The organism is Phycicoccus mangrovi (genome assembly GCF_018729305.1).
Classification (GTDB): domain Bacteria; phylum Actinomycetota; class Actinomycetes; order Actinomycetales; family Dermatophilaceae; genus Phycicoccus; species Phycicoccus jejuensis.
The window spans coordinates 1-1,378 of record NZ_JAHHWP010000033.1 but is presented as its reverse complement, the minus strand read 5'-3'; the positions used below and the strand labels follow the sequence as shown (position 1 = coordinate 1,378).

The window sequence follows — 1,378 nt, the reverse complement described above, 5'->3', positions numbered from 1 at the left end:
CCTGAATCGCCCCGGGTCTGGTGGAGGCTCTCAATCCATGGAGGATGAGAGTCATGGCAGCACCCAGGAAGTACCCCGACGAGCTGCGTGAGCGCGCTACACGGATGGCGGTTGAGCTTCGGGCGGACTCGGTGGCGAGGCCTGGTGCGATCGCTCGGGTGGCCGAGCAGCTCGGGATGCACCCCGAGACGTTGCGCAACTGGGTCCGGCAGGCCGAGATCGACGGTGGAGTCCGGCCGGGCACCACGACCAGCGACGCGCAGCGGCTGGTCGAGCTGGAGCGGGAGAACCGTGAGCTCCGGCGCGCGAACCACATCTTGAGGACGGCGTCGGCTTTCTTCGCGGCGGAGCTCGACCGCCCCACCAGCAGGTAGTGGCCTACATCGACGCCCATCGCCACGACGTGGTCGATGGGCGCGAGGTCGGGGTCGAGCCGATCTGTACCGAGCTGGCCACTGCCGGTGTGCAGGTCGCCCCGAGCGGCTACTACGCCTCCAAGTCCCGCCCGCCCTCGGCGCGCAGCGTCCGCGACGGCGAACTGGTCGCGAAGATCAAGGACGTGCACCGGGCCAACCTGGGGGTGTACGGCGCCCGGAAGGTCCACGCCGAGCTGGGCCGCTCGGGCGTGCGCGTCGCCAGGTGCACGGTAGAGCGGCTGATGCGGGCCGAGGGCCTGCGCGGGATCCCACGAGAGAAGACCCGCAAGACCACCATCGGTGACGGCGCGGAGACCGAGCGGCCCGAGGACCTGGTGCAGCGCGAGTTCGTCGCGGCCGGCCCGAATCAGCTGTGGGTGGCCGACCTGACCTACGTGCGCACCCACGCCGGGTGGACCTACGTCGCGTTCGTCCTGGACGTCTTCTCCCGGATGGTCGTGGGCTGGCAGGTGTCCACCAGCCTGCGCACCGACCTAGCCCTGGACGCTCTCGACATGGGCCTGTGGGCGCGGCAGCGGGCCGGGCAGGACGTCACCGGCCTGACGCATCACAGCGACCGCGGAGTTCAGTATCGAGCGGTTCGCTACACCGAGCGACTCGCCGAGGCCGAGGCCGTGGCTTCCGTTGGCAGCAAGGGCGATTCGTACGACAACGCGATGGCTGAAGCCCTGAACTCGCTGTTCAAGGCCGAGTGCATCCGCAACCCGTTCATGCGCCCCAAGGGCGGCTGGAAGTCCGTCAGCGACGTCGAGATCGCTGTCGCCGAGTACGTCGACTGGTTCAACCACCGGCGCCTGCACGGCGAGATCGGGCACATCCCACCCGCCGAGTTCGAGACCACCTACTGGGCCGCCATCACGCCCAAGACCTACCCTGAAGCACCCGTCCCCGCCGGGGCCGGTTCCAAGTAACCAAGCCTCCACAAAACCCGGGGCGATTCA

At 69.0% G+C, this 1,378-nt stretch carries 1 protein-coding gene; it reads left to right on the top strand.

Annotation, left to right across the window (positions count from 1 at the left end; all coding sequences use genetic code 11):
- Nucleotides 1-44 precede the first annotated feature (44 nt).
- Nucleotides 45-1,348 (top strand): IS3 family transposase gene (locus KMZ30_RS21375; protein WP_443678502.1). Its coding sequence is split into 2 segments (ribosomal slippage): nucleotides 45-333 and nucleotides 333-1,348, totalling 1,305 coding nucleotides; the frame shifts between segments, so codons are not numbered across the junction.
- The last annotated feature ends 30 nt before the right edge of the window (nucleotides 1,349-1,378 follow it).